The organism is Nocardia sienata NBRC 100364 (assembly GCF_001613205.1).
GTDB classification, from domain to species: domain Bacteria; phylum Actinomycetota; class Actinomycetes; order Mycobacteriales; family Mycobacteriaceae; genus Nocardia; species Nocardia sienata.
Genome location: NZ_BDBX01000039.1, coordinates 77,717 through 103,670 on the forward strand (window position 1 = coordinate 77,717; position 25,954 = coordinate 103,670).

Consider the following 25,954-nt stretch of genomic DNA (forward strand, 5'->3'; position numbering starts at 1 on the left):
GCGCCCGCGGACCCTGCCACGTAGGGTGGGGGCCGGTGGCGTACGACACCGCCGCGGAACACCGCGGCCGGGGCCGGCGTTACAGCCTGAATACCGACCACGAGAGGACGTCATGGCCACCCAGACACTGACGCAGCAGAATTTCGATGACGTAGTCACCAGTAACGACGTCGTACTCGTCGATTTCTGGGCTTCCTGGTGCGGACCGTGCCGCAGTTTCGCCCCGACCTACGACGCGTCGTCGGAGAAACACCCCGATGTCGTGCACGGCAAGGTCGACACCGAAGCCGAACAGGGCCTGGCCGCGGCCGCCAATATCCAGTCCATCCCGACCATCATGGCCTTCCGCGAGGGTGTGCTCGTCTTCGCGCAGCCCGGGGCGCTCCCGCCCGCGGCGCTCGAGGATCTGGTGTCCCAGGTGAAGGCACTCGATATGGACGAGGTTCGTAAGCAACTCGCCGAGCAGCAGGCGGCCGACGGCGAAGCAGCCGAATAGAATCGACGAACGACGGCGGGCTCCACACTTTCCGGGGATGGTGTGGAGCCCGCCGTCGTGTCGACGTCCGTAAGCGGCCGGTAGCCCGCTAGCGCGGCGCCCCCAGGCGGTTCACGCTGGCGATCATCGCCCGCACCGAGGATTCCGCGCCGTCGGCGGCGAGGGCGGCGCCCCAGCCACGGCGCCCGTCGCATTCGCATTGCACGAAGGTCGCGGTGCCCGCCGCCGTGCGGCGCTGATGGAACCGCAGGATCTCGACGGGGTAGCCGGCTTCGTAGAGCGCCGAGGTCATGGCGGCGATGGGGCTGCCCGCCGCCACGACCGAACGGGACCAGCCCGCGAATTCGAGAGTCGCGGTGAAGGCGCCACCGCGCGCACCGGTGGACGACCAGCCCGCGAGCCGGATCGGACCGGCGCATTCGCCGTAGCGGTCGTGGAATTGGCCGGCCGTCAGTTCCGCGCATTCGGTACGCAGGCTGCGCGGGGCGGCCGTGGTCAGGGCGTCGTTTTCCAGAGTCAGTGTGGTCATGAGCACGTAGGTCTTCCCAGAGATTGTCGGCAGGTTTGGGGGACCAGCAAAAGCAGAAAAGGGGGGCCCGCAGCGAGGGGGCCGGTCCGAATCAGACCCCGCTACGGCGGGTTACTACTACGGCAAGTAGCCGACGAGCCGACTCCGCGGTACGCGAGAGGAGCACCGCACCGTCGCGATCTGCGAACATCGGCGCGGCGCACAGGCCGGCGGCAGGAATTTGCACGGGGTCGAGAATAAAGACTCCCCGGGAAGATGGCAACCATATTCGCCCGCCGTTTCGCCTACCGCCGAGTACCGTTCTCCCTGGTCACCGGTAAGCAACCCGAAACGGCGCCGGAGTAGCGGTGGCCGAACAGGTGCCGCGCTGCCGACCATGAGACCCGAGTGATCCGCGTCGGCCGCCGACCACGCAGCGGCCGGCCCGCGGGCCCGCGCCTCTCCTACCGCGGAAGCGGTGCCTTCCCATGCCGATTCGGAGCTCTCGTGGTCGCCCCCCGGGACTGTCCTCGCCCCGCGCGCAGCCGGTGCGGCGTCGGCGGTGATGGACGGCCATACCGTCACGACACGCGGCCGAGCGGCAGGCCGGCCGACCGTGCTCGACTTCCGGCAACGCGCGGGTGACCTTCACCACACACTGCGCGCCACCCGGGCCGCGCTTCGAGAGCCGTCGGCACCCCCGAGCCCCGACACGCGAGCACGGCCGCCCCCGCGGGTGTGCTCAGAACGTGAACGATGTCCCGTAACCCGTCGTCTGCACGCTGCCGCCGGCGGTATCGGCGCGCACGGTGACGAACGGCATGGCCGAGGCCGGGGACAGACAGCCGTTGACCTGCAACGGGGTATTGCTGTGGGCGAAGGTGTACGGGAAGGTCGACTCCTCGTCGAGTTCCGCCGCGCCGATCACGGCCGTCGTCACCGTGCCGGGCGCCAAGTTGACCGCGAGCTCGCCGGCGAGGCCTTTCTCGATACCGAAGGCCTGCGCCAGGGCAGCACCCACACCGGCGCTGACGCCGACCTCGGGCGGCGCTACGACGTCGAGGTTGGGATCGATCATCTGCTGTTCGTCCGCCTCGGGATCTTGCTCGTCCGAAGGCGGTGCGACCGCCCCGAGGCCGAGATCGACCCCGAGATCGACACCCACCTCGGGTGCGACCTCGGTGGCGACAGCGACACTCGGCGCGATGGCGACCGAGATGCCGTTGGCTATATCGACAGCGCAGCCGAGCAGATAGCCCGCGACGATCTCCCCGGCGCGCAGCGGTGACCCGACCTCGGCGGCGACCGAGAAGTCCCCGGAAACCTTGACCGCGTGCGCGAAGGGCACCCCCATCGCCGTATCACCGGACGGCTCGGAAGTACTGGAATTCGCGGACGCCACCACCCGCAGCCCACCGGAATCGATCTGCCCCGGCGCTGCCCACGCCGCGGTATCGACAGTGGAGACAGCGCCGGTGACGGCCGATATCACCGCGGCGAGTGTGGCCACAATGGATGAATACTTGCGGTTCATCGTGCTCCAGTCCTCATGTTCGGATCGAAAATTCACACGAACTCGGACACCGCCGACTGTTACGAAATCCGGATCGCGCAGGCGAACCGGTTTCCAGGCGATTACCGCGGAAGCAATATCCGTACCGCAGCCGAGATTCGCCGATGAATCGGTAAGCAGTACTCGCGGAGCATCATAAACAGTTACGCCCGATACCGGGCACAGGCCACGCGCCGAATCCTCCACGGATCGGCGCGCAATCGCCGTCCATCCCGATTCCGGAACGCGGATCGGCGCGGGCGGACGACGCCTCACGGCAGAAATCGCTCACGACCGCTGTCCGCTCCGCACAGCACGGCACCCGGCCGGGCCACCCACGATCACCCGTCCGGGCGGATGATCCGGACCGCCGCCGCCACCCGCGCGACTCAGTGCGCCGCCGCGTCCCAGCTGCGCCCGACGCCGACCGAAACACTGAGCGGGACAGACAGTTCGATGGCCGAGGCCATCTGCTCCCGGGCCAACTCCTGCAACTGTTCCCGCTCACCCGGCGCAACCTCGAAGACGAGTTCGTCATGGATCTGCAGCAGCATCCGCGAACGCAGCCCGGATTCCGCGAGCGCGCTGTGCACGTTGATCATCGCGACCTTGATGATATCGGCGGCGGTGCCCTGGATCGGGGCGTTGAGCGCCATCCGCTCGGCGGCCTCGCGACGCTGGCGGTTGCTGTGGTCGAGGTCCGGGAGGTAGCGACGGCGGCCGAAGAGGGTCTGCGTGTAACCCACCTTGCGGGCCTGCTCCACCACGGCGTGCAGATAGTCGCGGATACCGCCGAAGCGGGCGAAGTAGATATCCATCTGCTCCTTCGCCTCCTGGGTGCTGATCTTCAGCTGGGCGGACAGACCGTAGGAGCTGAGACCGTACGCGAGGCCGTAGGACATGGCCTTGATCCGGCGGCGCACCTCGGGGGAGACCTCGGAGATCGGGATGTCGAACGCCTTGGAGGCGACGAAACTGTGCAGGTCCTCGCCGGAATTGAAGGCTTCGATCAGGCCCTCGTCCCCGGAGAGGTGGGCCATGATCCGCATTTCGATCTGGCTGTAGTCGGCGGTCATCAGCGATTCGTAGCCCGGGCCGACCACGAAGGTGTCGCGGATCATCCGGCCGGTATCGGTGCGGATGGGAATGTTCTGCAGATTGGGCTCGGTGGACGACAGCCGCCCGGTGGCGGCGATGGTCTGGTTGAAGGTGGTGTGGATCCGGCCGTCGTCGGCCACCGATTTCAGCAGGCCGTCCACGGTGACCTTCAGACGAGTGGCGTCGCGGTGGGCGAGCAGATGCTGCAGGAAGGGATGCTCGGTCTTCTCGTAGAGCGATTCCAGCGCGTCCGCGTCGGTGGTGTAGCCGGTCTTGGTGCGCTTGGTCTTGGGCATATCGAGTTCGTCGAAGAGCACCACCTGCAACTGCTTCGGGGACCCGAGATTGATCTGCTTGCCGATCACGTCGTAGGCGGCGTTCGCGGCCTCGGCGACCTTGTCCGCGAACTGCCGCTGCAATTCGCCGAGCTGATCGGTGTCCACGGCGATACCGGCGTTCTCGAGTTCGGCGAGCACTCCGAGCAACGGCAGTTCCATCTCGTCGAGCAACGGCGTGGATTCGATCTTGGCGAGCTCTTCGTCCAGGGCGTCGGCCAGATCGGCGACCGCGCGGGCGCGCAACATCTCGTTCTGCGCGAGTTCGGCGTCGACCGCGTCCTCGGCGTCCAGCAGGGAGAGCTGCGGCGCGGCCTCGGTCTCGGTGCGCAGTTCCCGATGCAGGTACCGCAGCGACAGATCGTCGAGGTTGAAGCTGCGCTGCCCCGGCCGGACCAGATAGGCGGCCAGCGCGGTATCGCTGCTCAGACCGCCCAGCGTCCACCCGCGACCGCGCAGCGCGTGCAGTGCGCCCTTGGCCTCGTGCAGGGCCTTGCGATGCGTGGTATCGGTGAGCCAGGCGCCGAGCGCCGATTCGTCCTCGGCGGTGAGGGCGGTGATATCGATATAGGCCGATTCGCCGTCCGCGGCGGCGATGGCGAGCGCACGCACGTCACCGGCCGCGGGGGTGCTGGTGCCCGACAACGAAATACCATGCCGGGCACCGGATTTCGCGTGTTCGGCGAGCCAGTCCGCGACACTGCCGGGCTCCAGCGTGCGCCCGCTGATCTCGAAGCCCGATTCGGCCTCCACGGTGGGCGGGGCCAGCGTTTCGAAGAGCCGGTCGCGCAGGACCCGGAACTCCAGATCGTCGAACAGCTGGTGGATCCGCTCCCGGTTCCAGGCCCCCTGGGCCAGCTGATCGGGGGTGTAGGGCAGCGGGACGTCGCGGACCATCTCGGTGAGCTGCCGGTTGAGCACCACACTGCTCAGATTGGCGCGCAGCGAGTCGCCGACCTTGCCGCGGACCTCGTCCACCTTGTCGACGAGCGTGTTCAGATCGCCGTACTCACGGATCCATTTCGCGGCGGTCTTCTCCCCCACGCCGGGGATACCGGGGAGATTGTCGCTGGGGTCACCACGCAGGGCCGCGTAATCGGGGTACTGCGCCGGGGTGAGACCGTATTTCCTCTCGACCTCCTCCGGGGTGAACCGGGTGAGATCGGAGACCCCTTTGCGGGGGTACAGCACCGTCACATCGTCACAGACCAGCTGGATCGAGTCACGGTCGCCGGTGACCACCAGCACCCGGTACCCCTGCGGGACGGCCTGGGTGGTGAGCGTGGCGATGATGTCGTCGGCCTCGTAACCCTCGATCGCCATCACCGGGATGCCGAGCGCGCCCAGAACCTCTTTGGTGAGTTCGACCTGCCCGCGGAATTCGTCGGGAGTGGCCGAGCGGTTGGCCTTGTACTCCGGGTAGGCCTCCACCCGGAAGGTCTGCCGCGAGACATCGAAGGCGGCCGCCACATGGGTCGGCTTCTCGTCGCGCAGCAGGTTGATGAGCATGGCGGTGAAGCCGTACACCGCATTGGTGGTCTGCCCGGTGACCGTCTGGAAATTCTCCGCGGGAAGCGCGTAGAAGGCCCGGTAGGCCAGCGAATGCCCGTCCAGTAGCAGCAGCGTGGGCCGATCTCCCGAGGAGCCCGGGGCGGCGGAGGCGGAGGTCGTCGGCTGCGCAGTGGTCGGTGAGGTCACACCCCGAGAGTCTAGGGACCCCCACCGACACCCGCCCACTCCCGTACCGGGTCGACCTCGGCCGACAGCCGGCGGACCGGCCCCGGCCGACGCCACCTGTACCGGGCCGATCTCGACGGGCCCGACACGCACCGGGCCGGCCACACCCGGCCGGCCGACTACCGGGCCGACCGCGCACCCGACGCGACCCGGCACCGGGCCGACCGCAACCGACGCACCGCCGCGGACACCGGCCGATCGCGCACGGCACCACCCGATGTCGCGCCGCGGACCTCACCCGACGCCCAGATAGGCGGCCTGCACCGCGGGATCGTCCAGCAGTTCGCGGCCGCGCCCGGTCTTGGTGACCTCCCCGGTCTCCAGGATGTAGGCGCGGTCGCTGCGGGCCAGCGCCTGCCGGGCGTTCTGCTCGACCAGCAGCACGGTGGTGCCGGAGGCGTTGATCTCGGCGATGATCCGAAAGATCTGTTGGATGACCATCGGCGCCAGCCCCATGGACGGCTCGTCCAGCAGCAGCAGCCGCGGCCGGGCCATGAGCGCCCGGCCGATGGCGAGCATCTGCTGTTCACCGCCCGAGAGGGTGCCGCCGGCCTGTTTGCGCCGCTCCAGCAGCCGCGGGAACAGTTCGAAGACCCGGTCCAGGGTGGCCGCGTACTCGGTCTTCTTCGCGAAGGGCCGCGCGTAGCACCCCATATCGAGGTTCTCCTGCACGGTCATCCCGGGGAACACGCCCCGGCCCTCGGGCGCCTGCACCAGCCCGGCGATCACCCGTTCGTGTGCCTTCACCCGGCTGATATCGCGGCCTTCGAACCGGATCTGCCCGCGGGTCAACGGCAACAACCCCGACAGAGCGCGCATGGTGGTGGTCTTGCCGGCCCCGTTCGCACCGAGCAGGGTGACCAGTTCCCCAGGGGCGACTCGCAGCGAAATACCGTGCAGGGCTTGGATTCTTCCGTAGCCGACGACCATATCGTCGACCTCGAGCAGCGGCTCGGTGCCGGTGTCCTTCGCGAACTTCTCCGGTGCCGTGGTCATCGCCGCTCCTCCGCTCCGTGCCCGGCGTCATCCGCCGCGTCCCGCTGCGCGCGCAGCGCCACCGTGGACGCCGCGAGCTCCGCCGAGGTCAGTTCCTCGTCCGGTACACCCAGATAAGCGGCGATCACGGCGGGATCGGTGCGGATCTGCTCGGGCAGGCCGTCGGCGATCTTGCGTCCGAACTCCAGCACCACGATCCGATCGGTGACTCCCATCACCAGCCGCATATCGTGCTCGATCAGCAGCACGGTGAACCCGTCGTCGCGGATCTTGCGGATCAGGTCCATGAGCGCGGATTTCTCGCTCGGATTGAACCCCGCGGCCGGTTCGTCCAGGCACAGCAGCTTAGGTTCGGTCGCCAGCGCCCGCGCGATCTCGAGGCGCCGCTGATCGCCGTAGGAGAGATTGCGGGCCTTCTCCACCGCGCGCGGCGCGATCCCCACGAACTCCAGCAGCGCCATTCCGCGTTCGAGCGCGTCACGTTCCTCCCGGCGATGCCGCCGCGTCCGCAGGATCGCTCCCGGCACCGAGGTCCGGTGCCGGGCATCGGTACCCACCACCACGTTCTCCAGGGCGGTCATCTCGCCGAAGAGCCGCACATTCTGGAAGGTGCGGGCGATCCCGAGCCGGGTGATCGCGTTGCGTTTGCTCTTGGTGAGCGGTTTCCCGTCGAAGTACACCGCGCCCGCCGCGGGCCGGTACACCCCGGTGATCGCGTTGAAACAGGTCGTCTTCCCGGCGCCGTTTGGCCCGATGAGGCCGAGGATCTCCCCGCGCCGGATCTCGAAACTCACCCCATCGAGGGCGGTGAGCCCGCCGAACTTCACGGTGAGGTTCTCGGTCCGCAGCAGCGGCGCCCCGACCTCGGTCCGGATCTCCCGGTGCGCTGCCACCACCTCGGCCACCGTCGCCGCGTCGGCCAGCGCCGGATCGACGGCGGTCACATCGACCTCACCGGCCGACTCGATCGGTTGCCCGGTCGCGTATCCGGCCGCCAGGTCCTCATTGTCGAACAGCGCGTCACCCGCGTTCGGCCCGGTCACGACGTCTCCTCCGCGGCGGGCCGGCGGACGGCCCGCACGATCTGCCGGCCGTAGGCGAGCAGTTTCTGCCGGACCGGGAACAGACCCTGGGGTCGCAGGATCATCATCACCACCAGTGCGATTCCGAAGTACAGATATTTGAGGTCACCGAGACTCTGCGCACCGCCGGAATAGAACATCAGCACACTGCTCAGCAGGAGCACGGCGTACACCGCAGCCAGCACGGCCACGGTGAGATACACCCAGCGCCACGGGCCGGTCAGGTCCCGGGCCCGCAGCCGCCAGCCCATCAGCAGCGCGGCGACCACCGCGATCGCGACCGCGAGCTGGACGTATCCGGTCGTCTCGTCATCGATGATCTCCACCGACATCAACCGGTTGGGCAGATACACCACCAGGAAGGCCCCGACGATCACGCCGAGTTTGTTGCCCTGGCCGCCGATCACCACCGCGCACAGGAACAGCATCGAGTTGATGATGTTGAACCCGGTCGGGTTGATGAACTGCACCTGCCCCGCGAACAGGGCACCCGACAGGCCACCGATACCGGCGCCGATCATGAACGCCCACAGCTTGAATTTGAACGTGGGCACACCCATGATCTCGGCGGCGTCCTCGTCCTCGCGGATGGCCACCCACGCCCGGCCGACCCGACTGCGTTCCAGATTGCCCACCAGTAGCAGCACCGCCACCACGGCGAGCATGCCGACCCAGTACCACCAGGTCCCGGAGTTGGCGCGGTCGATCAGGTCGGAACCGGTCGGGTCGCCGACGTTCCCGGCGGAGAACACCCCGTTGGGCCGGGCTTCCGATTCGCCGATGTGTGGGTAGGCGATACCGGACAGACCCAGGCTGCCGTTGGTGAGTTCGCCCAGGTTGTCGGCGAGCAGGCGGACGATCTCGCCGAAACCGAGGGTCACGATGGCCAGATAGTCACCGCGCAGGCGCAGCGTCGGCGAACCGAGGATCAGCCCGGACACCGCGGTCACCAGGATGGCCAGCGGAACACAGGCCAGCCACGCCCAATCGGAGTGCAGCCAGCCGCCGTCGGTCTGGTTCCAAGGACTGTTCGGGCTGGTCAGCAGGCCGACGGTATAGGCGCCGACCGCGTAGAAGCCGACATACCCGAGATCCAGCAGCCCGGCCTGGCCGACCACCACGTTCAGGCCGATGGCGATCAGGGCGTACATGGCGAACTGGGCCATGACCCCGCCGAAACTGGTCCCGGGGGTGCCCAGCAGCGGCGGCGGGAACAGCGGCAACAGCGCCAGCACCGCGAGGGCGGGGATACCCACCGCCCATTGCGCCGGTCGGCTCAGCCCGGCCCACCAGGCGCGGATCTCGTCGCCCAGACCGTGCCCGGCGGCCTTCTCGATCTGCACGGTGCTCATGTGCGGGCCCTTCCGAGACTTTCACCGAGAATGCCGGTGGGCCGGAAGAACAGCACCAGCACCAGCACCACGAACGCCACCACGTCCCGCCATTCGGTACCGAACAGCATCTGGCCGTAGTTCTCGACCAGGCCGAGCAGCAGACCACCGAGCAGGGCGCCGCGCAGGTTCCCGATCCCGCCCAGTACCGCGGCGCTGAACGCCTTGATACCGAGCACGAACCCGCCGGAGAAGATGACGGCGTTGGGTATCTTCATCACGTACAGCATCGCGGCGGCGCCGGCCAGCAGACCGCCGATGAGGAACGTCAACATGATGACCCGTTCCCGCGACACCCCCATCAACGTGGCGGTATCGGGATCCTGGGCCACCGCGCGGATACCACGCCCGAACCGGGTGCGGTTGATGAGCACCTCGGCCAGAATCGCCAGCGTCACCGCCGACACCACGATCACCAGCGTCACATTGGTGACGTCGGCGCCGCCGATGGTGAACTGCACCGTCGGTTCGACCAGCATGATCGGCTGCTGCGCATTGGTACCGCCCAGGTCCGGCCACAGCTTCGGCAGCACGAAGTGCACGAACTCCTGGAGTACGAACGACATACCGATCGCGGTGATCAGGAAGGTCAGCGGTTTGGCACCGCGGCGGCGCAGCGGCCGATAGGCCGTACGCTCCAATCCGACCGCGGCCGCGCCCGACACCGCCATCCCGAAGAGCATCGCCAGGCCCATATAGGTCACCGTGAGGATCACGCCCTGGCTGTAGACATTGCCGCTGGGCGCGAACCCCAGCAGCATCAGGCCGACGTACTGCCCGAACATCCCGAGCATGAACACTTCGGAATGCGCGAAATTGATCAATCGGAGTACCCCGTAGACCAGGGTGTACCCCACCGCTACCAGCGCGTATATCGCACCGTAGGACAAACCGTCGACCGTGAGCCGCCAGAACTGATCGATAACACCCTGGTAGTTGAAGTCGATCGATCCCTGCGCGAGAACGGCCGCGGCGGCCGGCAAGGATGCTGTCATCGAAAATCCGCCCTCATCATCATCGGACCCTCACCCGGGCAGCGCGCGGTACGCGCCCCGGCGAGTGCCGGTGCGCGTACCGCCCGCCGGCCGTTATCCGACCTTGTAGACCCAGATCAGCGCGGAGGACAGTTCACCGTCGGCATTCCACTGGTAGTGCCGGGCCAGGCCGTCCCCGCTGTACCCGCGGACGAACTCCAGCAGGTCGGGGCGGGTGAGTTTGCCGGCATCGATGCCGGCCGCGAGGATGGTGGCGAGGTCATAGCCCTCCACCGAGTACACGCCCGGGGCCTGGCCGTTCAGTTCCTCATATGCTTGCGAGAACTCGTCCGGCCCGGGACCGCACGGGCACGACAGCAGCGCGCCCTCCGACGAGCCGCCCGCCTGGGAGACGAACTGCGGATCGTTGGTGCCGTCGGCGGAGACGAAGGTCGCCTCCACCCCGCCGGACCGCAACTGCTGCACCAGCGGCGCCGCCTCGGCGTAGTACCCGGAGTAGAAGATCGCGTCCGGCCGGGCACCGGAGATCTTTGTGACGGTGGCGGAGAAGTCCTTGTCGCCCTTCTTGATACTGGCCGCGCAGGCCGGATCGGCGGCCGCGCCCAGGCCGGCGGTGATGCTCTGGGCCAGGCCGACACCGTAATCGGTGTTGTCCTGGACCACGCACACCTTTTTGTAGCCGGCCGTACCGACCAGGTACTTCGCCACCGAAGGCCCCTGCACGTCGTCATTGGCCAGACCACGGAAGAAGGTTTTCCAGCCGTTCTTCGTCAGCGTGGCGTTCGTGGCCGAGGAGGAGACCGCGACCAGCCCGGCATCGCTGAGGATCTGACCGGTGGCCTTGGTCTCACCGGAGAACGCCGGACCGACCACGCCCAGCACCGACGGATCGTTCACGATCTGCGGGATCACCTGGCTGGCCTTCTGCGGATCGCCCTCGGTGTCGTATTCCTTCAGATTGATCCGGCAGCCCGGATTCGCCTTGTTGTGCTGGTCCAGCGCCAATTTCACACCGTTGACGATATTGATACCCAGCGCCGCGTCGGGGCCGGTCAGCGCGCCGGCCATGGCGATGGTGGTGGTCGGCGGGCAGGTCGCCGTGCCGTCGCCGGCCGGATCGGCCGCGGCCCCGGTATCGGCGGCCGGCACTTCCTTACCCGCGGAGTCGATCTGCATCAGCGGCTGGATGGACAGTTCCCCCGCTCCCGATGCCTGCGTGCTTTCGGCGGTCTTGTCACCGCATCCGGTCAGGACCAGCGCGGCGGCAGCCCCGAGACTCAGTATTCCGCGTACCGTGCGTCCGCGCCGGGGGGCACCCGACAGCCATATCGAACCGAGCACGATCTACCCCTATGTTCCTCATCAACCTCGGCCGGCGCCGAGGGAGCCGAAGACTCCGACTCGTGAGAAACATAGCTCCGGCATGTTGATCCCGTGTCACATTCGGATCATCTCCGATGATGTCGTCGCAAATTATTTTCCGGTTTGTGTTTCCGGGCTGTTAAGGCCGCTACGCGGGGCTTACTGCGGGGCGAGATTCTCCAGGACGACTTCGGCCACCGCCTTCATGGTGGTGCGGCGGTCCATGGCGGTGCGCTGGATCCACTTGAAGGCCTGCGGTTCGCTGAGCCCCTGTGTCTGCATGAGCACACCCTTGGCCCGTTCGACGAGTTTGCGGGTCTCCAACCGCTCGGACAGGCCCGCCACCTCGGTCTCCAGCGCGGTGATCTCGTGGAACCGGCTGGCCGCCAGCTCGATCGCCGGAACCAGATCGGACTTGGTGAACGGCTTCACGAGATAGGCCATGGCACCGGCATCGCGCGCCCGCTCCACCAGGTCACGCTGACTGAACGCGGTCAAGATGACCACGGGCGCAACACGTTTGGAGGCGATCTCGGCCGCGGCGTCGATTCCGTCCCGGCGCGGCATCTTCACATCCATGATCACCAGGTCCGGCCGGTGCTCCACCGCGAGATCCACCGCCTGCTGGCCGTCGCCGGCCTCCCCCACCACCTGGTATCCCTCTTCGGTCAGCATCTCGACCAGATCCATCCGGATCAACGCCTCGTCTTCGGCGACGACCACACGTTTCGCCGCGGCGTCCGCACTAGTGCTCATAAACGACCCCTCTGGTTCCGATGCCTCGTCCCGAGAGCACGGACGACGGATCCCGGCCGAGGCACGGCCGTCGATCCGCCGTCACGTGATCGGGTGGTGTAGAGACTACCTTTCACAGTGATCGGCGGTGCATATACCCTGCGTAACACGGTTCCGGTGCTCTCGCGACCCCCGCGATTCGCCGATCCGGGCACGCAGCGGATACTATGTGCACCCGGTGCGCCGAGTTGGCGGAACTGGCAGACGCGACGGTCTCAAAAACCGTTGTCCGAAAGGACGTGTGGGTTCGAGTCCCACACTCGGCACCAAGGTCGGAGGGCACTTCCCGCTCCGTTCCATTCCTCTTCTCCGCGCGCGGTCCGCTGTGCGTCCGCAGCTGCCCGCACTCCGCGGCCCTAACCCTCCGCCAACCGGCGGGCATCGCCCGGTCAGGGGCTTACCGGACGGTTGGCCGCGATCACACCTGCGGCGTGACCGCGGGAGGCGACCAGCTGCCGTCGAGAATGCCGGATTCGGGCCAGTAGGCGCGCAGGCACAACGAGAATTCGCCATTGGGCGCGGGCAGCCAATCGGCGAGTTTTTTCGGATCGCTGGGCCCGGGGCCACCGACGGTGAGAGTGAGTGATCCGTCGTCACCGTAGATGAGTTCCCGGTTCCTGGTCCCCAGCGAATACCGATCCAGTTCGTTGGAGTGGAACAAGTGCCGTTTGTTGTAGACCGTCAGCGACCAGAAACCCCGGACCGGCGGCAACTGCCCGGCGGGAAAGTGCACCGTGTAGGTGCGGGCGCCGTGCAGGCGCTCGCCGCCGGCGTCGAAATCTTGGTAGAAGTAAGCGGTTTCGTCCAGGGGGGCGGCGAAGATATTCGATTTCGCCGTGGCGGTCCGGGACAGGTAGTCGGTTCCGAACGCGGCGCCGTTGTGCTGGGTGGTCCAGTGCCCGGCCACCGGAATTCCCAGAGTGCGGAACTCGAACAACTCCCCCACCACCGCATCGGTGTCGATCGCCGACTGCCGCAGCACCTCCGCGATCTCGCGGTCACGCGCGGCCGCGGCGAGCACTGCCCGGAACCGACCGTAGAGCGCCTGCTCACCCGGCCGCGCCGGTACCTCGTCGAGCACCTGACCGAGTACGCAGAAGAACTGCTCCGGATTCACCCACCGTGTCTCGCTCCGGCCGCGGGTCGCCGAACCGTCGCCGAAGGAGGGCGCCGCCGACCGGTCGGCGATACGCACACTGCCGTCGAACTCCGAGAGCGGATACATAGTGATCCGGTCCACCAGCGGCGCGATCACCGCACGGTCGCGCGCGGTGTCGTCCAGAAAGACCCGCGGGATCACCACCGCGCAGCGGGTGTCGTACCGGAGGACGGCGGTGATCCCGGCGGGGATCGTGCCCGTCCACGATTGGTGTGCGAGCAGATAGAACCCGGGCGCGGTCCGGTACACGGCGCCGAGCCGGGCGAACGAATCGGTGCGCTGATCCAGCGCTTGATACGCCCAGAACCGGTCACCGAATTCGGGCACCTGCAGCACCGAGGGCTCCAGCCGCGCGTCCAGTACCCCGAACCCGTGGACGACGTCCTGATCCGGGCACGCCACGAGGCGTTCTTCGGGCCGGAGGTAATCGCCCAGCATGCCGAGCGTGCCGGGTGGACCGGCGGGCACGACACCGGCCAGCAGTCCGGGCTCGGGAAGCCGAGCCATCGCGACGCGGCGGTTGTGTATGTTCACCAGCGGCCAGCCCCACAGATACGCCGTCCGCGCCACCGTGCGCGCGTATTCCGGAGTCATCTCGCACTCCGCCGAACCCACAGAACCGGCCATGAGCAGCCACCTTCCCCTCGCTCGACGGTTCTTCCGGGCACACCCCGGCGACCGTACGCCGCACGTTGCGTGCCCCGGTTCACCCGAACCGGGTGAACCGGCCGCAGAAACCCGCCGGGCATCCGCGACCGATCGCATCGGATTCGAACTGACCGCGCGGGCGGCGCGGAACCACCGCGGGCAACGGCACAGTATTCACGGAAACATTTTTTGTACCGCCGGGAAAACTCGGGCCGGATTCGTGTACGGCACGCTACAAGCATATGAATTGACACCCGAAGCGCTGTGATATTACACAGAGGACGGTGCCGGCCGCAGACAGCGCGAATTACCGTTGCCGCTATGCACATCCTGTTCGTCTGCAATGGAAACGTGTGCCGCTCGGTGATCGCCGAACGGCTCACCCGTTCCATCGCGGTCGAATACCGGCTCTCCGGCATTACCACCGAAAGTGCCGGCACCCGGGCCCTGGTCGGTTTTCCGGTGGAACCGCGGGCGGCCGAGGCCATCACCGGGCTCGGTGGGGATCCCGGTGGTTTCCGTGCTCGCAAACTCAGGCCAGAGCATATCGATCGCGCGGATCTCGTACTCACCATGACCGAGAACATTCGCGACGAGGTCGGCGAAATGACTGCCGGATCGGCCTCCCGGACCTTCACATTGCCGGAGGCCTACCGGATCGCCCGCGTCACCGGCGCCCGCACCGTGGCCGACCTGCATCGCCACCGACACAATCTGTCCCGGGTCGGACGGGAGAACATCGCCGACCCGGTCGGCCTGTCGGCAAAGGCGTACTGCGAGGTCGGTGACCGTATCGCCGATGCCCTCGTGCCGCTGCTGGTGGCGCTGGCCCCCGCCGCCACGCCCGGGGCTCAGCATTGGGGCCGGCCGCCGCTGGTGGTGCAGCCGAGTGCCGCGACGAACCGGCTCTCACCGCTGATCGCGGCCCAGCACACCGGCTGGTACGCGTGAGGACTCCGGCCAGAACACCGGTCCGACCGGCGCCCGGTCTCCCCGCCGGATACGCCTCCCGGATTCCCCGCCGTACCGAGGCAGGCCGGGCCCTGCGAACCCGCCTCCGGACCGCCGACGCTCCGACGGGCCGCGAATAGCGACATGCGTCATGACATTTCAGGTTCCGGGCACTACACTCGCCATCCGGACCATCGATCCAAGAATCCGATCCCGTTGCAGGTTCGACACACGACAGGAATCAGGCATGCCGAAACGCATTTCGGATGTTTCGCTTCATGTTTATGTGACACCGGAAATCCTGGACGATCTCGTCGACACCGTCAGAGCGGAATTGGACGAGCATCTGGGCGACGGTGATATCTGCGCGTGGCGTTTCACCTTGCCCGTCGCCGAGGACGATTCCCGGCACCGCGAGTTCGACGATCGCTGGCGGACCGCTAATCCGGGGGCGCAGCCGCAGGGGCACGCGACATTCGAGATCGCGCTGAGCCTGGCCGGCGATCCGGCCGAACTCACCGACGGCTATCTCGCCGCCCTCGAACACCGGCTGCTCCGCGGCCTGGACACCCACGGCCCCGGCGCCCCGTTCACCCTCAGCGCCGCGCAGCGCACCGATTCCGACCGGGAGCCGCTGCTGCCGGAGCGGCTTTGATCCGGCAGTTCACGTCGGCTCAGCGGCGGGCCGGGAAGTGCCGGATCACGCCCTCCTGCACGGTGGTGGCCAGCAGATCGCCCTCGCGCGAGTAGAACCGCCCGGTGGCCAGGCCGCGCGATCCCGCGGCGACCGGTGATTCGGTGGAGTACAGCGCCCAGTCGTCGAAACGGAACGGCCGATGGAACCAGATGGAATGGTTCACCGTGGCGGCCACGATCCGGTCCAGACCCCACGACAGGCCGTGGGTGGTGATGATCGAATCGAGCACGGTGGTATCGGAGGAATAGCTCAGTGCCGCGACATGGATCAGCGGATCGTCGGGCAGAGTGCCGTCGGCGCGCATCCACACCCGGTTGTGGTTGAGCTTCTCCCCGGTGCCCTTGAGAATCCAGGCCGGGTCGTTCGTGTACCGCATATCGATCGGATGCGGGGCGTTCACGAACATCTCGAGTTTGTCCTCGAACCCGGCGAAACTCTCCTGGATCCGCGGCAGGGTCTCCGGGTCGGGCACCTCCGGCCGCTCGTGCGCGTGCTCGAGACCCTTACCCCACTCCTGGAACGAGGCCAGCATGACGAACAGCTCCTGGCCGTCCTGGGTGGCGGTGACCGTGCGGTTGGCGAATGCCCGGCCGTCGCGATGCCGCTCCACGTGGTACTCGATCGGCTTCTTCACATCGCCGCCGCGCACGAAATGAGCGTTCAGCGCGTGGATCGGGCGATGGCCGGCGGTCCGGCCCGCCGCGATCACCGCCTGGGATACGAGCTGGCCGCCGAAAGTGCGGCTGGACACCTTCTCCGGATGGTGTCCGAGGAAGACGTCCTCGGACACCTCGTCGAGATCGAGCAGTTCCAGCAGGGTGTCGAGATCGGTGTGGTTGTCCGTCTCGGTCTCCTCGACCGGCGCGCTCACCGGGCGGCTCCGCGATCCTCGGTCATCAGTGGTCCTCCTCGCCGATACGGTGCACATGGATCAGGTTGGTGGAACCGACGGTACCGGGCGGGGAGCCGGCGACGATCACCACGAGGTCGCCCTTGCGATACCGGTTCATGCTCAGCAGCGCCTGATCGACCTGTTTGATCATGGCGTCGGTGCTGTCCACGGTGGGCACGATGAAGGTTTCGGTACCCCAGGTGAGCGCCAACTGACTGCGCACTTCCGGAAGGGGGGTGAACGCCAGCAACGGCAGCGGCGTGTGCAGCCGGGCCAGCCGGCGCACCGTGTCACCGGACTGAGTGAAGGCCACCAGCGCCTTGGCATTGAGGCGCTCGCCGATATCCCGGGCCGCGTAGGAGATCACGCCGCGTTTCGTCCGCGGCGTGTGGGTGAGCGGGGGAACGTTGGTGGATTCGGTCTCCACCGCGTGCACGATGCGGGCCATGGTGCGCACCGTCTCGATCGGGTACTTACCGACCGAGGTCTCCCCGGACAGCATGACCGCGTCCGCACCGTCGAGCACCGCGTTCGCCACATCCGAGGCCTCGGCGCGGGTGGGCCGGGAATTCTCGATCATCGATTCGAGCATCTGGGTCGCCACGATGACCGGTTTGGCGTTTTCCCGCGCCATCTGGATCGCCCGCTTCTGCACGATCGGCACCTGCTCGAGCGGCAGTTCCACACCGAGATCGCCGCGGGCCACCATCACCGCGTCGAACGCCAGAACCACGGCCTCGAGGTTGTCGATGGCCTCGGGCTTCTCCAATTTGCCGATCACCGGCACCCGGCGGCCGACCCGGTCCATCACATCGTGGACGAGTTCGATATCCGCGGGAGAGCGGACGAACGACAGCGCGATGAAGTCCACGCCCAGGTTGAGGGCGAATTCGAGGTCTTCGATGTCCTTGTCGGAGAGCGCGGGCACCGAAACGTCCATACCCGGCAGCGAAACACCTTTGTTGTTGCTGACCGGGCCGCCCTCGGTCACCTCGCACACCACGTCGTTGCCCTCGACGCGGATCACCTCGAGTCCGACCTTGCCGTCGTCGACCAGCAGCCGGTCGCCCGATTTGGCGTCGGCGGCGAGCTGTTTGTAGGTGGTGGAGACGCGGTCGTGGCTGCCCACGATCTCGTCGACGGTGATACGCACGGTCTCACCGGTCGCCCAGACCGTCCGGTCCTCGGCGAAGCGACCCAATCGGATCTTGGGGCCTTGCAGATCGGCGAGTATGCCGACGGCGCGGCCGAGATCATCGCAGGCCTGCCGCACCTTCTTGTAGTTTTCGGCGTGGTCGGAGTGTTCGCCGTGGCTGAAATTGAGCCGGGCGACATCCATACCACTCTCGACGAGCTCTCGAATACGTTCCTCGGTGGCAGTGGCCGGGCCGAGGGTGCACACAATCTTCGTCCGTCGCATCACGTGTCGAGCCTAATCCTGCCGAGTTGTCCCGTTGCCTCCACCCCCGGGCGATCCGCCGACCCCACCGTGCGGCGAATCAGCGGGTAGACCTGCGAAGCTAAATCTGCCATACGGATTTAACTGCATAGCTACACGAAGGTGAACTCCACGCTACGGCACCCGAAGTCGGCGTGCCCGCGACCGCATCCCGGGCGTGGACAACGCCCCACCGCACAGCGACACGCCAACCATCCGGAAAACGGAACAGACCCCCGGGGTGCCGGGGGTCTGTGGAAAGTGTGTGGCGGGTCAGTTCTCGCGCAGGGGACGTCCCTGCGGGTCCTGCACACTGCCGGTGAGCATCATGATGCCGTCGATGAGCGGCCAGATCCCCCCGAAACCGCAGGTGAGCCAGGTGACCGCGATCTGGGCGATCGCGATACCGGTATCACCGATGTAGAACCGTCCCGCGCCGAACGCGCCCAGGAAGATCTGCAGCAGGCCGGCGGTCAGTTTCTGCTTGTCCGAGTACGGGACACCGTTCATATCCCGGCCGTAGGGCGCCTCGGGGTCCATCGGGTTGTATCCGCCGGGGCCCATCGGGGGGCCGTAACCGACCGGCGGCTGGCCGTAGCCGGGAGGCGCCCCGTACTGGCCGCCCTGGGGCGGGTACGGCTGCGGCTGGGACGGATAGGACTGGTAGGGCTGCGGCTGCGGCTGGGACGGGTAACCCGGCGCACCGGGCGATTTGCTCAGGTCCGGCCCGGTTCCGGGTGGGCCGTACTGCGGCCCACCCTGCTGGTACGGATCGGTCATCATTCCTCCTTGGTCGGTGCCCCCGGCAGCGGAAGACAACCTGATGTCGCCTCCCCTCCGCCAAGATGCTGCCAGACGCCCGGACCGAACGCCGAACGGAGCCCTATTTGGCTCGCGGAGCAGCGGATTCGGCGGTGTCACCGTCCTTCTCCGCCACGGAACCATCGGATGACTCGGTCGCGGTCGCCGCCGATTCCGGCGCAGCCGTGCCCGAACCCGACTTCGCCTCCGCCGCATCGGAGTCCGCGGTGACCGAATCGGCCTCCTCGGCGCCGCCGGGCGCTTCCTTCCCCGTCACAGGCCCGGAAGCCGATGCGGCACCGGCGGTTCCGGTGTTCTCGGCCGCGTCCGCCCCGGTGTCCTCGGCCGCGTCACCGGCGGTGTCCTCGACCGCCTCGTCGGCGGGAGCGGCTGCCGTCGCCACCGAACCCGCCGCGCCGGCGGCTCCCGCCGCACGCAATGCGCCCAGCTGCCACGGCCACGGCCGGGGGGCCGCGTCCGGGCTCAGCTGCTCGGGAGTTTCGCGCCCCTTGGTCGCGAACAGGACATAGGCGACCGCCGCGAGGAACACCAGACCGGAGGTGAACGAGTTGATCCGGATCCCCGCGATCTGCGTGGCCTCGTCGTCACGCATGAGTTCGACGAAGAACCGGCCGAAGCAGTAACCGGCCACATACAGGGCGAACAGTCGGCCGTGGCCGATCCGGAAACGCCGGTCGATCAATACCAGCGCGACAACCACCAGCACGTTCCAGATCAGTTCGTAGAGGAACGTGGGATGCACGATCGAATGCACCTCGCCGGAGGAGACACCGTTCATCATGTCGAGCCGGCCGGAATCGTCGAACCGGAGATAGATCTCCAGACCCCACGGCAGCTCGGTTTCCCGGCCGTAGAGCTCCTGGTTGAAATAGTTGCCGAGCCGCCCGATGGCCTGCGCCAGCAGGATCGCCGGGGCGACGGCGTCACCGAGCGCGGGCAGGGGGATCTTGTAGATGCGGCAGGCGATCCAGGCACCGATGGCGCCGAAGAAAACCGCGCCCCAGATGCCGAGCCCGCCCTGGTAGATCTTCAGCGCGTCCATCGGATTGCCGTCGGCGCCGAAGTACTTCTGCCAGTCGGTGGCGACGTGGTAGAGGCGTCCGCCGATGAGACCGAACGGGACCGCGAAGACCGCGACATCCAGCACGGTGCCGGCTTCGCCGCCGCGGGCCTGCCAGCGTTTCTCCCCCCACCCGATGGCGACGATGATGCCGATGATGATGCAGATCGCATACGCCCGCAGCGGGAACGGCCCGATATCCCAGACGCCCTGCGGCGGGCTGGGCAGGTAGGCCAGTAGATCGGCGGCGTGCGGGACGGCGCCGCCGGGGGTTCCGGCGGTCGCGACGGTATCCGGTGCGGCGATAACGGTCACGGGGCAACCGTAGTCGAGCCGGTTATCCAGGCAAGGACGGGCTCCACCCGTGTGTCACGGGCGGCACACCGATCAGGAGGCGACAGCCGCCGCGCGGACTCCGCCGGCCAGCTCGCCGGTGAGCGCGCGGACCGCGTCCAGACCCTGCGCCGCCGCCGATACGAGCGCGGATCCGACGATCACACCGTCGGCGTACGCGGCGATCTCGGCGGCCTGCGCGCCGGAGCGCACGCCCAGGCCCACCCCGATCGGAATCTCGCTGTGCTCGCGGATACGAGCACACAGCGCGGGGGCCATGGACGAGACGGCGTCCCGGGCGCCGGTGACACCCATGGTCGACGCGGCGTAGACGAAACCGGAGCTGGCCTCGAGGGTGGCGGCCAGACGCTCCTCGGTGGAGGACGGGGCGACCAGGAAGATCCGGTCGAGGTGGTGGGCCTCGGAGGCGGCGAACCAGTCGCCGGCCTCCTCCGGGATCAGGTTCGGGGTGATCAGCCCGGCACCGCCGGCCGCGGCCAGGTCGCGGGCGAAACGGTCCACACCGTATTTGAGCACCGGGTTCCAGTAGGTCATCACCACGGCCTGCGCGCCCGCGCTCGTCACGGCCTCGACCACGGAGAACACATCGCGCACCCGGACCCCACCGCGCAGGGCCTGATCGGCCGCGGCCTGGATGGTGGGCCCGTCCATCACCGGATCGGAGTAGGCGACACCGACTTCGACGATATCGCAACCGGATTCGACCATCGCGCGCACGACCTGGCGCGATCCCTCGAGATCCGGGTATCCGGCGGGCAGATATCCGACGAGCGCGGCCCGGTTTTCGGCCCGGCAGGCGGCGAAGGTGGGGCCGAGTCGGGAATCGGAACTCACTGACCGTTCTCCTTGCCGGTGTCCGGATCGTCGAAGAGCCCGAACCAGCGGGCGGCGGTATCCATATCCTTGTCACCACGGCCGGACAGGTTCACCAGGATGATCGCGCCCTCGCCGAGTTCCCGGCCGAGTTCGATCGCCCCGGCGACCGCGTGCGCCGATTCGATGGCCGGGATGATGCCCTCGGCGCGGCTCAGCAGCAGCAGGGCGTCCATCGCGGCGGTATCGGTGACCGGGAGGTATTCGGCGCGGCCGATATCCTTCAGGAAAGCGTGCTCGGGACCGACGCCGGGATAGTCCAGTCCGGCGGAGATGGAATGCGAGTCGATGGTCTGGCCGTCCTCGTCCTGCAGCAGGTACGAGTAGGCGCCCTGGAACGCACCCGGGGAACCGCCGGCGAAAGTGGCCGCGTGCCGTCCGGTCTCCACACCGTCGCCGGCCGCCTCGTACCCGATCAGCCGGACGCCGGGGTCGTCGATGAAGGCGTGGAAGATCCCGATGGCGTTGGAGCCGCCGCCCACACAGGCGGTCACCGCGTCGGGCAGTCGCCCGGTCAGCGACTGCACCTGCGCGCGGGCCTCCAGCCCGACGACCCGCTGGAAATCGCGGACCATCACCGGGAAGGGGTGCGGGCCGGCGGCGGTGCCGAAACAGTAGTAGGTGTCGTCGGCATTGGTGACCCAGTCACGCAGCGCCTCGTTGATCGCGTCCTTGAGCGTCTGCGAGCCCAGGGTCACCGAGACGACCTCGGCGCCGAGCAACCGCATCCGGGCCACATTGAGCGCCTGCCGCGCGGTATCCACGGCACCCATGTAGACGATGCATTTCAGGCCCAACAACGCGCAGGCGGTGGCGGTGGCGACACCGTGCTGCCCGGCGCCCGTTTCGGCGATGATCCGGGTCTTGCCCATCCGTTTGGCGAGCAGGGCCTGGCCCAGCACATTGTTGATCTTGTGCGACCCGGTGTGGTTCAGGTCTTCGCGTTTGAGCAGGATTCGCGCGCCCCCGGCGTGCTCGGCCAGGTTCACGCATTCGAAGACCGGGGACGGACGGCCGGTGTAGTCGCGCTGCAGCCGGTCCAGCTCGGCGAGGAAGTCCGGGTCCAGCCGGGCCTTGTCGTATTCGGCGGTGACCTCCTCGATCACCGCCATCAGCGCCTCGGGCACATGCCGGCCGCCGTAGACACCGAAGTGGCCGCCCTCGTCGGGTTCGTGCTCGCTACGCTGGGCCACCCCCCGGCTGGCGGCGGGCAGCGGAGCACTGGTGGACGAGGGACCGCCCGCGGCCATCATCGCCCCCGCCGGGCCGGTTTGGGGCAGGACGGGTGCGTGCCCGCGGTGACCAGTTCGGATACCGCCGCGCGGGGATCGCCACTGGTGACCAGGCCCTCGCCGACCAGTACCGCGTCCGCGCCGGCACCGGCGTAGGCGAGCAGATCGGCGGTGCCGCGGACCCCGGATTCGGCGATTCGGATGACCTCGGTGGGCAGGCCCGGGGCGATCCGGGAGAAGCAGTCCCGGTCGACCTCGAGAGTTTTCAGGTTGCGGGCGTTGACACCGATGACCGTGGCGCCCGCGGTGAGGGCCCGATCGGCCTCCTCCTCGGTGTGCACCTCGACCAGCGCGGTCATCCCGAGCGATTCGGTGCGGTCGATGAGCGAGGCCAGGGTGTCCTGCTCCAGTGCCGCGACGATCAGCAGGATCACATCGGCGCCGTGGGCCCGGGCCTCGTGGATCTGGTAGGGACCGACGACGAAATCCTTGCGCAGCACCGGGATGTTCACGCTGGCCCGGACCGCGTCCAGATCGTCGAGCGATCCGTGGAAGCGGCGGCCCTCGGTGAGCACGCTGATCACGCGCGCGCCACCGTCCTCGTAGGCCTTGGCGAGACTGGCCGGATCGATGATCTCGGCGAGTGCTCCTTTGGAGGGACTGGCCCGCTTCACCTCGGCGATCACGCCGATACCGTCTTCGAGAAGGGCGGCCTTCGCATCGAGCGGCGGGGCCGCGGCGGCGGCCGCTGCCTTCACCGCCGGGAAGTCCAGCACCGCTTCCCGAGCGGCTACATCCGAGCGGACCCCGTCGAGAATCGAGTCGAGTACCGTCATCTGGCTCGAATCCTTTCTGGGGAGACGCGAGTTACTGCCTGCAGGATTCCCCCAGGCGATGTCTCACCGATGCTGAACAAGAGTAAATGGAAGCGCGCGGCGCCGTGACGCCGGGGGCGGATCACACCGCCCCGGCCGACCTGCTAAGGGGCGTCGCCGGATTCCTTCGAATCCGCCTTTCCGGCCGTACCCGGCCGGTTCTCGGCGCCTCCGGGTGCGCCGGAAATGTTTCCCGACGTATCGGAACGGGTATCGCGCGTGTCCGGTGTGTCGCCCGGTGCCGCCGACTCCGTGTCCGCAGGATCGGTCGGGTCCGCACCGGCGTCGAGGGCATCCCACAGCACTCGCTCCGGTAGCGGTCCATCCGCCGGTCCCTCCCGCACCGCCCGCGTCGCCGCGGCCTTGCGGGTGGCCGGCGCGTCGTACTTGCCCGACAGCTGTTTCGTACCGGCCGGCATCCGGGCCAGTAGCAACCCGGCACCGAATGCGGCCAGCGCCCCGGCCAACGCGAGCACGGCGGCGCCCGGCGCCGTCACCACCTCCTGTACCTGCGCCCGGCCGGGCAGTTCGGCCAGCGCCGCCGCTCGCTGCTCGGTGGCCCCGGAGCCGGTGAGCAACGCCAGCGCCGGCACGGCGGTCACCGCGGCGATCAACGCCACCAGGACGCCCACCAGCCGGCGTATCCAGCCGCGGGTCGCCAGGATCGCGGCGATCGCGGCCAGCAGCACCAGCGCCAGCGGGGTCAGGGCGCCGAACCAGACGCCACCGTTCAGCTCGTCGGTACGGGGTTCGGTGAGTCCGTCCGCCGAGGTCACCGTGACCCAGGTCAATCGCGAGGACCCCCACAGCGCGGCCGCGGCCACGGCGAGCAACCCGATCGCGGGCACCGGGTACCGGCTGCCCGGGGCGGGCCCGGCCGGTTCGGTGGCGGGCGATTTCTCGTCGCCCCAGTCCAGGGGGTCCGGTCGAGGGGCGCCGGTATCCGCCCCGTCCGAGGCGGAACCGCGTGGGCCGTCGGGCCCGGGATCGCCCGCCGCTGTCATACGCCGCCCCCGGGCACCGCTGCGGCGGATTCGCGCGCCCCGTCCCGCCGCGGGTCGGCATCGGTCCCCTCGTCGAAGGCGCGCACCGTTTCGGCGGCGGCGACCGCACGCAGTACGGCCATCGCCTTGTTACGGGATTCGGTGTCCTCGTATTCGGCCTCGGAGTCGGCCACCACACCGGCGCCCGCCTGCACGTAGGCGATACCGTCCTTGAGCAGGGCGGTGCGGATGGCGATCGCGGTATCGGCGTCGCCGGCGAAATCGAGGTAGCCGACCACCCCGCCGTACACCCCGCGCCGAGTGGGCTCGAGTTCCTCGATCAACTGCATGGCACGGACCTTGGGCGCCCCGGAGAGCGTGCCCGCCGGGAAACACGCGCGCACCGCGTCCAGGGCGATCTTGCCCGGGGCGAGCCGCCCGGTGACCGTGGAGACCAGATGCATCACATGGCTGTACCGCTCGACGTGCCGGTATTCGGTGACGCGCACCGTCCCCGGGACACACACCCGGCCCAGATCGTTACGGCCGAGGTCGACCAGCATGAGATGTTCGGCGTTCTCCTTCTCGTCGGCCAGCAGCCCCTTCTCGAGCAGCAGATCGTCCTCCTCGGTGGCGCCGCGCCACCGGGTACCCGCGATCGGATGCGTGGTCGCGACCCCGTCCTGCACCGCCACCAGCGCTTCCGGGCTGGAGCCGACGATGGAGAACGCAGTGTTGCCGTCCCCGTCCGGGATGTGCAGTAGGAACATGTAGGGGCTCGGGTTGGCCGCACGGAGCATGCGGTACAAATCGATCGGCGCGCCGCCGTAGTCCATCTCGAATCGTTGCGACAGCACCACCTGGAACGCCTCACCGGCCTCGATCTCCGACACCAGGCGACGCACGCCGGCGCCGAACTCGTCCGGCGTACGGGCGCGCCGGTACTGCGGTTCGGGCTGATCGAACACCGAGACCGTGGAGGGGGCGGGCGCGCCGAGGGCGGCGGTCATCCGGTCCAGCCGGGCGACGGCGTCGTCATAGGCCGCGTCGACGTTCTCGGAGGTGCCGTTCCAGTTCACCGCGTTGGCGATCAGGGTGATCGCGCCCTCGTGGTGATCGAACGCGGCCAAATCCGTGGCCAGCAGCAGCACCATCTCCGGCAGTCGCAGATCGTCGAGCGCGTACTCGGGCAGCCGTTCTATGCGGCGCACCGCGTCGTAGCCGAGGTAACCGACCATGCCGCCGGTGAGTGGTGGCAGATCGGGCAGCCGCTCGGTGCGCAGCAGTTCCAGGGTCTCGCGCAACACCTCGAGCGGATCGCCGCCCGATGGCGCACCCGCCGGAGTCGCGCCGAGCCAGGTGGCGGCGCCGTCCACGGCGGTGAGCGCCGACGGGCTGCCCGCGCCGATGAACGACCAGCGCGACCACGATCGGCCGTTCTCCGCGGATTCGAACAGGAAAGTGCCCGCGCGGTCACCGGCCAGTTTGCGATAGGCCGACAGCGGCGTCTCCGAATCCGCCAGCACCTTCCGGGTCACGGGAACGACCCGGTGTTCGGCAGCGAGTTCGAGGAACTGTTCGCGGGAGGTAGTCGCGGGAGTATGCGCGCCGTGCATCTGCCTA

At 68.2% G+C, this 25,954-nt stretch carries 22 protein-coding genes and 1 tRNA gene; 4 read left to right on the forward strand and 19 right to left on the reverse strand.

The features are described from left to right. The first annotated feature begins 112 nt into the window (after window positions 1–112). Window positions 113–496, forward strand: coding sequence for a thioredoxin (gene trxA / locus NS4_RS21360; protein WP_063061295.1), 384 nt, complete (start codon window positions 113–115; stop codon window positions 494–496). An 88-nt stretch (window positions 497–584) separates the two neighbouring features. Here the strand turns inward: trxA and NS4_RS21365 are convergent, their stop codons facing one another. The 9 genes from NS4_RS21365 to NS4_RS21405 form a co-directional block, all read right to left on the reverse strand. Continuing rightward, the gene (locus tag NS4_RS21365) at window positions 585–1,025 is read right to left on the reverse strand and encodes a 2-isopropylmalate synthase (RefSeq protein WP_063061296.1); all 441 of its coding nucleotides are present in this window, start codon (window positions 1,023–1,025) and stop codon (window positions 585–587) included. Between the two features lie 721 nt (window positions 1,026–1,746). After that, on the reverse strand, window positions 1,747–2,514 hold the full coding sequence (locus tag NS4_RS21370; RefSeq protein WP_169811793.1) for an MspA family porin: 768 nt from the start codon (window positions 2,512–2,514) through the stop codon (window positions 1,747–1,749). A gap of 431 nt (window positions 2,515–2,945) precedes the next feature. After that, on the reverse strand, window positions 2,946–5,687 hold the full coding sequence (gene polA / locus NS4_RS21375; RefSeq protein ID WP_063061298.1) for a DNA polymerase I: 2,742 nt from the start codon (window positions 5,685–5,687) through the stop codon (window positions 2,946–2,948). A 273-nt stretch (window positions 5,688–5,960) separates the two neighbouring features. Beyond that, entirely contained in the window at window positions 5,961–6,722 is a 762-nt protein-coding gene (locus NS4_RS21380) for an ABC transporter ATP-binding protein (protein ID WP_063061299.1), read from the reverse strand. Continuing rightward, window positions 6,719–7,666 (reverse strand): ABC transporter ATP-binding protein, encoded by a 948-nt coding sequence (locus tag NS4_RS21385; protein ID WP_245665611.1) that lies wholly within the window; start codon window positions 7,664–7,666, stop codon window positions 6,719–6,721. The genes NS4_RS21380 and NS4_RS21385 overlap by 4 nt, the downstream gene beginning before the upstream one ends. A gap of 95 nt (window positions 7,667–7,761) precedes the next feature. Further along, a complete protein-coding gene (locus NS4_RS21390; protein WP_063061300.1) occupies window positions 7,762–9,156 on the reverse strand; it encodes a branched-chain amino acid ABC transporter permease in 1,395 nt (464 codons plus the stop codon). Beyond that, entirely contained in the window at window positions 9,153–10,190 is a 1,038-nt protein-coding gene (locus tag NS4_RS21395; protein ID WP_063061301.1) for a branched-chain amino acid ABC transporter permease, read from the reverse strand. The genes NS4_RS21390 and NS4_RS21395 overlap by 4 nt, the downstream gene beginning before the upstream one ends. 93 nt (window positions 10,191–10,283) lie before the next feature. Next, entirely contained in the window at window positions 10,284–11,474 is a 1,191-nt protein-coding gene (locus NS4_RS21400) for a branched-chain amino acid ABC transporter substrate-binding protein (RefSeq protein ID WP_063061351.1), read from the reverse strand. Window positions 11,475–11,711: 237 nt separating this feature from the next. Continuing rightward, the gene (locus NS4_RS21405) at window positions 11,712–12,308 is read right to left on the reverse strand and encodes an ANTAR domain-containing response regulator (protein WP_063061302.1); all 597 of its coding nucleotides are present in this window, start codon (window positions 12,306–12,308) and stop codon (window positions 11,712–11,714) included. 221 nt (window positions 12,309–12,529) lie between these two features. Between NS4_RS21405 and NS4_RS21410 the strand changes: the two genes are divergently transcribed. Continuing rightward, window positions 12,530–12,616: transfer RNA gene (locus NS4_RS21410), tRNA-Leu, on the forward strand. Between the two features lie 149 nt (window positions 12,617–12,765). Here NS4_RS21410 and NS4_RS21415 read toward each other — a convergent pair. Then, complete coding sequence (locus NS4_RS21415; RefSeq protein ID WP_063061303.1) at window positions 12,766–14,133, reverse strand: DUF1214 domain-containing protein; 1,368 nt, start codon at window positions 14,131–14,133, stop codon at window positions 12,766–12,768. A 342-nt stretch (window positions 14,134–14,475) separates the two neighbouring features. Between NS4_RS21415 and NS4_RS21420 the strand changes: the two genes are divergently transcribed. Further along, the gene (locus NS4_RS21420) at window positions 14,476–15,105 is read left to right on the forward strand and encodes an arsenate reductase/protein-tyrosine-phosphatase family protein (protein ID WP_063061304.1); all 630 of its coding nucleotides are present in this window, start codon (window positions 14,476–14,478) and stop codon (window positions 15,103–15,105) included. Window positions 15,106–15,352: 247 nt separating this feature from the next. Further along, window positions 15,353–15,760: a type 1 periplasmic-binding domain-containing protein gene (locus NS4_RS21425; protein WP_063061305.1), complete on the forward strand. Its 408-nt coding sequence runs from the start codon at window positions 15,353–15,355 to the stop codon at window positions 15,758–15,760. Between the two features lie 19 nt (window positions 15,761–15,779). Here the strand turns inward: NS4_RS21425 and NS4_RS21430 are convergent, their stop codons facing one another. From NS4_RS21430 to NS4_RS21470, 9 genes are all read right to left on the reverse strand, one after another. Next, window positions 15,780–16,673 (reverse strand): acyl-CoA thioesterase, encoded by an 894-nt coding sequence (locus NS4_RS21430; protein ID WP_063061306.1) that lies wholly within the window; start codon window positions 16,671–16,673, stop codon window positions 15,780–15,782. Between the two features lie 25 nt (window positions 16,674–16,698). Then, a complete protein-coding gene (gene pyk / locus NS4_RS21435; RefSeq protein WP_084487565.1) occupies window positions 16,699–18,117 on the reverse strand; it encodes a pyruvate kinase in 1,419 nt (472 codons plus the stop codon). A gap of 288 nt (window positions 18,118–18,405) precedes the next feature. Next, entirely contained in the window at window positions 18,406–18,912 is a 507-nt protein-coding gene (locus NS4_RS21440) for a TM2 domain-containing protein (protein ID WP_039823913.1), read from the reverse strand. A gap of 103 nt (window positions 18,913–19,015) precedes the next feature. Beyond that, window positions 19,016–20,329, reverse strand: a complete 1,314-nt coding sequence (gene lgt, locus NS4_RS21445; RefSeq protein WP_439955800.1) for a prolipoprotein diacylglyceryl transferase — start codon at window positions 20,327–20,329, stop codon at window positions 19,016–19,018. Window positions 20,330–20,401: 72 nt separating this feature from the next. After that, a complete protein-coding gene (trpA, locus tag NS4_RS21450; protein ID WP_063061307.1) occupies window positions 20,402–21,202 on the reverse strand; it encodes a tryptophan synthase subunit alpha in 801 nt (266 codons plus the stop codon). Next, window positions 21,199–22,494: a tryptophan synthase subunit beta gene (gene trpB, locus NS4_RS21455; RefSeq protein WP_156059136.1), complete on the reverse strand. Its 1,296-nt coding sequence runs from the start codon at window positions 22,492–22,494 to the stop codon at window positions 21,199–21,201. The genes trpA and trpB overlap by 4 nt, the downstream gene beginning before the upstream one ends. After that, a complete protein-coding gene (gene trpC / locus NS4_RS21460) occupies window positions 22,491–23,309 on the reverse strand; it encodes an indole-3-glycerol phosphate synthase TrpC (protein WP_030523755.1) in 819 nt (272 codons plus the stop codon). The genes trpB and trpC overlap by 4 nt, the downstream gene beginning before the upstream one ends. Window positions 23,310–23,452: 143 nt before the next feature. Then, a complete protein-coding gene (locus NS4_RS21465; protein ID WP_084487566.1) occupies window positions 23,453–24,352 on the reverse strand; it encodes a TIGR02234 family membrane protein in 900 nt (299 codons plus the stop codon). After that, window positions 24,349–25,947 carry an anthranilate synthase component I gene (locus NS4_RS21470; RefSeq protein ID WP_063061308.1) on the reverse strand — a complete coding sequence of 533 codons (1,599 nt, stop codon included), beginning with the start codon at window positions 25,945–25,947 and terminating at the stop codon, window positions 24,349–24,351. The genes NS4_RS21465 and NS4_RS21470 overlap by 4 nt, the downstream gene beginning before the upstream one ends. Window positions 25,948–25,954: the final 7 nt, after the last annotated feature.

Bases quoted from the DNA above. Each gene is read 5' to 3' on its own strand.
- trxA (WP_063061295.1), top strand. From the start codon at position 113: ATGGCCACCCAGACACTGACGCAGCAGAATTTCGATGACGTAGTCACC.
- NS4_RS21365 (WP_063061296.1), bottom strand. From the start codon at position 1,025: ATGACCACACTGACTCTGGAAAACGACGCCCTGACCACGGCCGCCCCG.
- NS4_RS21380 (WP_063061299.1), bottom strand. From the start codon at position 6,722: ATGACCACGGCACCGGAGAAGTTCGCGAAGGACACCGGCACCGAGCCG.
- NS4_RS21390 (WP_063061300.1), bottom strand. From the start codon at position 9,156: ATGAGCACCGTGCAGATCGAGAAGGCCGCCGGGCACGGTCTGGGCGAC.
- NS4_RS21395 (WP_063061301.1), bottom strand. From the start codon at position 10,190: ATGACAGCATCCTTGCCGGCCGCCGCGGCCGTTCTCGCGCAGGGATCG.
- NS4_RS21405 (WP_063061302.1), bottom strand. From the start codon at position 12,308: ATGAGCACTAGTGCGGACGCCGCGGCGAAACGTGTGGTCGTCGCCGAA.
- NS4_RS21415 (WP_063061303.1), bottom strand. From the start codon at position 14,133: ATGGCCGGTTCTGTGGGTTCGGCGGAGTGCGAGATGACTCCGGAATAC.
- NS4_RS21420 (WP_063061304.1), top strand. From the start codon at position 14,476: ATGCACATCCTGTTCGTCTGCAATGGAAACGTGTGCCGCTCGGTGATC.
- NS4_RS21425 (WP_063061305.1), top strand. From the start codon at position 15,353: ATGCCGAAACGCATTTCGGATGTTTCGCTTCATGTTTATGTGACACCG.
- NS4_RS21440 (WP_039823913.1), bottom strand. From the start codon at position 18,912: ATGACCGATCCGTACCAGCAGGGTGGGCCGCAGTACGGCCCACCCGGA.
- trpB (WP_156059136.1), bottom strand. From the start codon at position 22,494: ATGATGGCCGCGGGCGGTCCCTCGTCCACCAGTGCTCCGCTGCCCGCC.
- trpC (WP_030523755.1), bottom strand. From the start codon at position 23,309: ATGACGGTACTCGACTCGATTCTCGACGGGGTCCGCTCGGATGTAGCC.
- NS4_RS21465 (WP_084487566.1), bottom strand. From the start codon at position 24,352: ATGACAGCGGCGGGCGATCCCGGGCCCGACGGCCCACGCGGTTCCGCC.
- NS4_RS21470 (WP_063061308.1), bottom strand. From the start codon at position 25,947: ATGCACGGCGCGCATACTCCCGCGACTACCTCCCGCGAACAGTTCCTC.